The 5,905-nt window shown below is 35.6% G+C and carries 7 protein-coding genes and 2 pseudogenes; 1 reads left to right on the forward strand and 8 read right to left on the reverse strand.

Annotated elements, in window-relative coordinates; all coding sequences use genetic code 11:
• The 3 genes and pseudogenes from BW961_RS29135 to BW961_RS29145 form a co-directional block, all read right to left on the reverse strand.
• Positions 1–308: pseudogene (locus BW961_RS29135) on the reverse strand (GyrI-like domain-containing protein); the annotation flags it as partial.
• Between the two features lie 107 nt (positions 309–415).
• On the reverse strand, positions 416–697 hold the full coding sequence (locus BW961_RS29140; protein ID WP_068591756.1) for a hypothetical protein: 282 nt from the start codon (positions 695–697) through the stop codon (positions 416–418).
• A gap of 246 nt (positions 698–943) precedes the next feature.
• Positions 944–1,270: pseudogene (locus tag BW961_RS29145) on the reverse strand (antibiotic biosynthesis monooxygenase family protein).
• Between the two features lie 479 nt (positions 1,271–1,749).
• On the opposite strand from BW961_RS29145, the gene BW961_RS29150 reads away from it, so the two are divergent.
• Positions 1,750–1,971, forward strand: a complete 222-nt coding sequence (locus BW961_RS29150; RefSeq protein WP_068591754.1) for a hypothetical protein — start codon at positions 1,750–1,752, stop codon at positions 1,969–1,971.
• Between the two features lie 131 nt (positions 1,972–2,102).
• Here the strand turns inward: BW961_RS29150 and BW961_RS29155 are convergent, their stop codons facing one another.
• The 5 genes from BW961_RS29155 to BW961_RS29175 all read right to left on the reverse strand — a co-directional run bounded on the left by BW961_RS29155 (position 2,103) and on the right by BW961_RS29175 (position 5,727).
• Positions 2,103–2,570, reverse strand: coding sequence for a GNAT family N-acetyltransferase (locus BW961_RS29155; RefSeq protein ID WP_068591753.1), 468 nt, complete (start codon positions 2,568–2,570; stop codon positions 2,103–2,105).
• A 123-nt stretch (positions 2,571–2,693) separates the two neighbouring features.
• Positions 2,694–3,164 (reverse strand): peptide-methionine (S)-S-oxide reductase, encoded by a 471-nt coding sequence (locus tag BW961_RS29160; protein ID WP_068591751.1) that lies wholly within the window; start codon positions 3,162–3,164, stop codon positions 2,694–2,696.
• A 22-nt stretch (positions 3,165–3,186) separates the two neighbouring features.
• On the reverse strand, positions 3,187–3,714 hold the full coding sequence (locus tag BW961_RS29165) for a hypothetical protein (RefSeq protein WP_068591749.1): 528 nt from the start codon (positions 3,712–3,714) through the stop codon (positions 3,187–3,189).
• Positions 3,715–4,333: 619 nt separating this feature from the next.
• The gene (locus BW961_RS29170) at positions 4,334–5,020 is read right to left on the reverse strand and encodes a lysozyme inhibitor LprI family protein (protein ID WP_068591747.1); all 687 of its coding nucleotides are present in this window, start codon (positions 5,018–5,020) and stop codon (positions 4,334–4,336) included.
• Between the two features lie 224 nt (positions 5,021–5,244).
• Positions 5,245–5,727 (reverse strand): hypothetical protein, encoded by a 483-nt coding sequence (locus tag BW961_RS29175; RefSeq protein ID WP_068591745.1) that lies wholly within the window; start codon positions 5,725–5,727, stop codon positions 5,245–5,247.
• Between the last annotated feature and the right edge of the window lie 178 nt (positions 5,728–5,905).

Here is a 5,905-nt window from a genome sequence, read left to right on the forward strand (position 1 = left end):
AGCTGGGCGAAGCCATCTCGTGCTTCATTCGTTGTGGCCGCCCCGATGTAATGATCAAGCTCTCCTTTCTCCTCCATCCGCCCTTCACTGAAATTCGTGGAAGCACTGATTAGTCCTGAAGGCTAAACATTCGAAAAGCCCTTAATCTTATCAATCATTTCTGGTGTAAGTCCTTCAAACATCGATGCAATCTCCGGATTCACCCCCTGAAATACTATTGGCACTCTTTTTTTGATCCCCACTATGCGAAAAGCCTCTTTGTCTTCAATTCGGTAGTTCATTTCACTTCCTCCTTTGATAGTTAGTTGAACAAAGGACTACTTCTCGGCAACACTTTCATTATTGAACTATTAACCAAGAAAAAGAACAGTAACGTTACAAGCTCCTCAGCTATCTTACTTCGTTAGCAAAATCATTATTTTATTATAGAAAAGTTCATTTCTGATTCCGTTATGTTATAACCATTCTTATCATGCGTAATAACTTTTATGTAATTGCTATTTGCTTCAAATATCCATACAGTATCTTTATCAATTTGTACCGTGGAAATTTGCTGAGGTATTGGTTGAACAGGTATACCCTGAACGGTAACTGAACTATGATTATTAAGTGAAGTTGTTAGATTGTTCACTGTCCAAAATGTTAGGATTGTAATCCAAATCATTATAACCAGAGCAAAAGTATTATTTCGTGACATATAAGTCTCTCCTTCTAGTGACTATTTTTATCGGTTTTATTCTAATCCTCCGTTCCACCAAATTTGGTATTAGTGTATTAAACGTATTTCTGATAAAAAAGTTACAGGGCATTGGTTCCACTGACCTGCCCGTTAGCGGGGAAAAGGCAGCCAATTAAATTGGCTGCCTTTGTTGTTGGTTATTGCGTTAAAGTTCCTCGTTAGCTTAATTAATCTCAAATGGATATAGCACCATACTCGACTTGTTCAGACCTTTTCAAATCCATAATCCCTTTCAACCTTACAAACTCTTGTTTTATAAGTGAGATACCAATCAGATATACCTTTGCTTTGAGCGACTAAATGTCGTTCGTTTTGTTTCCATTTTTGTATAGCTTCGAGAGAATCCCAATAAGATACAGTAATACCTACACCTTCTCTAGCACTTTCTACTCCGAGAAATCCAGGTTGGACGGATGCAAGTTTCACCATTTCATCTGCCATTTCCGCATATTGGTTATCCCCATCTGTTCATTCAGATGTAAAAATCACTGCATAATAAGGTGTTTGTGGCGTTTTAGCAATCTCACTCATGACTTTACCTCCGTTTATTGGTTATTACTATATCAATATTAGTGCATGTAGTATCCTGATGTATAGCTTGTTAAACTAATCTGCCCGTTAGCTTAATCTCGAACAGGAAAATTATCCTTACTGAAACAAAAAAATACCCCACCGACCAATAGGTTCTTAGGATGTTATATTCACTATTGGAAAATGTTTCATGTTAAGATATTTAATACTGTGCTACTATGCAATTGAGGGGCATCTCCCCCTCATAATACCCATTCAGCTAAACGCCTCCGCGTCCGGTTGAGTGGGTATTTGTTTGATTCTATGTGTTAACTTGCCACAATATAAAAGTTTATGATAGCACGTCATATGACCCGTGTGGGGGTTCCTTACGAATATATTGCTAACATAGAACGAATTGCTCAGGTACTACATTAAACCCGTTTGGGAAATAATATTTATTTAATTAAACCGATTTTTATTATCAAAGGAGGGCTTTCATGAGGAAAATATGGATATCTATTGTCGCATTGCTCATAGGTAATATTATTAGTAATTTGACTTACCGAAGACTTGATTTCTTCCAGTACAATACTGTAATTGATTTTTACGCGCTCGAAAATATTATAAAGATCATTTCCAACTATGCTTTAACAGTGATGATCGCATTAAGTATTTACGGATTAATCAGCATTATTGTTAAAAAAACTAAAAGCAAATAAAATTGCTTAATTGTAACGTATGTACGAAAAAAAGGCTCTACCATGAACTTAATTATGATTCTTATATAAATCAAATAAGACCACATTGGCGTTATGCCTCTGTGGTCTCTCATTTGCACTATCGTTTCCCGTTAGCTCAACGACCTCTTCAAGTCAATTCTTGAATAAGTTTTTTCATAAGTAGTCCCGTCATCATTGTAGAAAATAGCAGTTTTTATATATGGTTCGGAAATAGCTTCGTACCCGTGTTTTGTAATGAGCTTTATCATCTTTGGATTTTCTATTGGGTCAACACTAACGATTAAACCAGAAAAGCCAAGACTACTTGCAATTTTCTCGCGATGTCTTATTAAATCCGTACCTACGCCTTTGCCACGATAAATTCCCTTTACATAAAGGTCACTTAATTTTGGTAATAAACTCCCCTTTAGTTTTAGAACACCAAAACCTAGAATTGTATTATCCTTTTCGGCTACTGCCAAATATACTTCTTTATTTTCATGTTGTTTCAAATACTTAATAAACAAGTCCTTATTATTTCTAATATTACATAAGCCATTAATATCTTCTTCATTCGCCGCTCTTATACTGTATTCCATTTTTCGCCTCCTACATCGGTTTCGTTCATTAATGTAATCTGCCGGTTAGTTGAACAAAGGGCTACCACACGTCAGCCCCTTTCTTTATTGAACTATAGTTTCCCGTTAGTTTAATATTCTCCCTTACTTATACCTACTTAATATTTCTTCTGGAATATGACAATAATCATTTGGACATTTAGCTAATCTATCTTGATGTTCTTCTGTACTTCTCACATAGTTTGTGAGAGGTAATACTTCAACAACTATAAGGTCATAATCATTTCTCTCACTAAGAAACGCCTTCGCCTCTTTTAAGTGTTCAGGCTTTTCACTATATACTCCTGTTCTGTATTTCTCGCCAACATCCTGTCCTTGTTTATTCAAACTGTATGGATCAATGATTTCAAATAAATACCCCATTAATTCCCTGATCGTTACAACTGTCGGATCAAATCCTGTTTTTACACATTCGGCGTACCCATCATAATCACCCTCAAGTGTGTGACTTGTTCCATTAGCTCTTCCTGCTTCTGTAAACTTAACTCCAGGTAAAGTTTTTATAAAAGCCTGTACTCCCCATAAACATCCACCTGCAAAATATACTACTTCCATATTGACTCTCCTCTTCGATTTCCTACTTTCCTTCAAACGCCTTGATTAACTCTTGGGACCTTTTCATTGCTTCCTGCCTGTCTTTCGCTGGTGCTGTAATCATATGTCCGTTTGATGGGGACCACTGGTTATCATCATTCATAACTTTAATTGTAAATTCAGAGAATTTATCATCAGTATATACCCAACCGTAAGTGAAAATATCAGGCTCTATTCTACCTTTATCATCTATGATTCGAAAAGCGTTGAAAATGGTTGTAAAGATATGACCATCGTATTGCAACTCTAATTCTGTTCTATCTTTAGGAATTTGAGGAACCTTACTTCCTTCAAAGTCAATTACACCTTTAAAGGTTCTTTTGCCATTTATATGATTTTGCAATTTCCCATCAAGATGTACTTTTATATGCTCGACTATTCCTTCCGTTCCTAGTTGATAATAAACACCATTTACTGTCTCTGAGTACCGCTTGGGCATGAAGTACCAAATAGAGAATATACTTACAATTATTGCAACTATCGTAAGTGAAATAGCAATTTTTCGCTTCATTACACACCTCCTTTATTTTTTCAGGTTCTTCCTTTAATAAACGTAAACATACTCACTAAGTTGCACTATCCTGCCCGTTAGCTTAATCATCATCGTCCACCGGAACATATTCTTAGCCTATTTCGGTTAACGGTACACAGTCTTGTCATCCAACTAATGCCGTGTTGTCGGTTACATATGATTCGAACCTACTTGGTCCCTTAAAAAACAAAAAAATGCTAATAAGCGGTATTTAATGAAATGTTATTGTTGTCACCTGTAATTTGTAAACGTCTCGGGCTTGTCTCCCTGGCTAACGGTACAAGTTCTTGTCCATTTTCGGCAATAGGTACAAGTTCTTGTCTCGAGCAAAGGACAAGAACTTGTACCCATAAAATTAAAAAAGCCCGCCTAGCCCGGGTTCCAATAGGTATATGTTCTTGTCCTCTTACAATATTATATTCCCTGCATTAACTTCTTCCAACCAAGGCGAATGCCTGCAACGTGAATATTGTGTTATATGATGGATACGCCTTCCTCGACATACTTACAAATTATCTTTAATTATGCTTTTCAATAATGCTCTTTTGTCTTAGCAAATCCATGTATGTTAAATACCACTTAAAATCAAGCAGGATTCTTAATTATCATATACAAAATCCATTGTAGTTCTGTCCATACTAAAAATATACTCCATAAGTTCTATCGCCCTTTCTCTAGTCCTATGTAATTGAACTGCTGCTAACTGCACAACACCTTGAGTACCAAAATATCTAGTATATATAAACTTATTGCTGACGAAATTATCATCATCATCTATATATGATTGCCAACTTTTTTGAGATTGCTCAAGATTTATCCTATCCTCTTCATTTAACGATTTGTATAAATGCTCAAGTGCCGCATTAACTTCATCTTGCCATTTTATTATATATCTCGCCTCAAACGCCCCCCATTCTAAGGTTGTAGACTCGTCACTTTCTTGAAGTTTTTCAAACTCCTGCTGATAATCTTTATCAATCGGGTTATCATTAATGATGTTCGAAAAGTCATCATTACCTTGATAATCGCCATAATGATTACTTTCCTTAATCTGTCTCTCTAAGTTATTGTTTGTTTCACCAGCTTTATTAAGTGATTCTTGAATTGTAATATTTAGTGAATTTAACTCTTTTTCTAAATTTTGATATACATCTATTCTGCTTTCCAGTATATCAATCTTCTTATCATCCCTTTTCAGTTTTTCAGTCATAACTATGTAAGAACAAACACCGAATATCAATATAATTAAAACACATAATCTATAAAATAATAATTTTTTATTCATTAATATCGTCTCGTTTCGATGTGATTTTTTAGCTTCTTAAAGGTTTCGTTAATCTGCCCGTTAGTTGAAAAAAGGGCTACCTCTCGGCAGCCCTCTTATTATTGAACTATCGTTCTCAGTTAGTTCAATTAAGTTACGTTTGAAAATGTTTGTATAGGTCCATGTGGGTCTTTCTGTACTAGCTAATCCGCATCCATGCACATCCATTTGCAGACTTATGACTTCTATGACTCCCCTACGAACTCCTTTACTTTTGATGCAAAGAAATCCCAGCTTGTATCATATCCTACGTCAAACGTCCACCCGTTAGAACGCAGCTTCTCGCCTAAATAGATGTAATCGGCACGTTGCTTATCGTTTAGGCTAACATCTAAAGTTCCGTCACCAACCTTGAACTCACTCATGTAATTGTCCAATTTCCTAAGGATATCTCTCTTATCATTATCTCTTTCCATTGCAATGTGTAAAATAATTGAATCGATGGCATTATCTAGTTTCTGGGTAACAAGAGTTTCATTTTCCCAATTATTATCTAGTTGATACTGTATAGTTGCTTCAAGTTGAGCTAGATCTCGGTAAATGTAAGCATTCAATAATTCATATTTCAATTCTTGATTTCTGATAACATGTTTATGATTCATAAATAATTCAACATTCCCGAATAGCGATACTACTAGAATTACTATAATCCAGTCTTTTTTCTTCATACTTTCTCCAATCGCTCCTGAAATATCGACCACTTCCAATAAAGTGCAGTCACACATCTATGGCTGCTTAGGGGTCGATCACTCGTGACAAAGCTACTCCAAATCTGGTAGTAATGTATTAAACGTTTTAATGAAGAAAAAGTTACAAGCAGGTTCCACTAACCTGCCCGTTAGTTGA

This window comes from Paenibacillus macquariensis (assembly GCF_900156375.1).
GTDB classification, from domain to species: Bacteria; Bacillota; Bacilli; order Paenibacillales; family Paenibacillaceae; genus Paenibacillus_AQ; species Paenibacillus_AQ macquariensis.

Coding starts and splice junctions, on each gene's coding strand:
- BW961_RS29140 (WP_068591756.1), bottom strand. CDS start 697: ATGTCACGAAATAATACTTTTGCTCTGGTTATAATGATTTGGATTACA.
- BW961_RS29150 (WP_068591754.1), top strand. CDS start 1,750: ATGAGGAAAATATGGATATCTATTGTCGCATTGCTCATAGGTAATATT.
- BW961_RS29155 (WP_068591753.1), bottom strand. CDS start 2,570: ATGGAATACAGTATAAGAGCGGCGAATGAAGAAGATATTAATGGCTTA.
- BW961_RS29160 (WP_068591751.1), bottom strand. CDS start 3,164: ATGGAAGTAGTATATTTTGCAGGTGGATGTTTATGGGGAGTACAGGCT.
- BW961_RS29165 (WP_068591749.1), bottom strand. CDS start 3,714: ATGAAGCGAAAAATTGCTATTTCACTTACGATAGTTGCAATAATTGTA.
- BW961_RS29170 (WP_068591747.1), bottom strand. CDS start 5,020: ATGAATAAAAAATTATTATTTTATAGATTATGTGTTTTAATTATATTG.
- BW961_RS29175 (WP_068591745.1), bottom strand. CDS start 5,727: ATGAAGAAAAAAGACTGGATTATAGTAATTCTAGTAGTATCGCTATTC.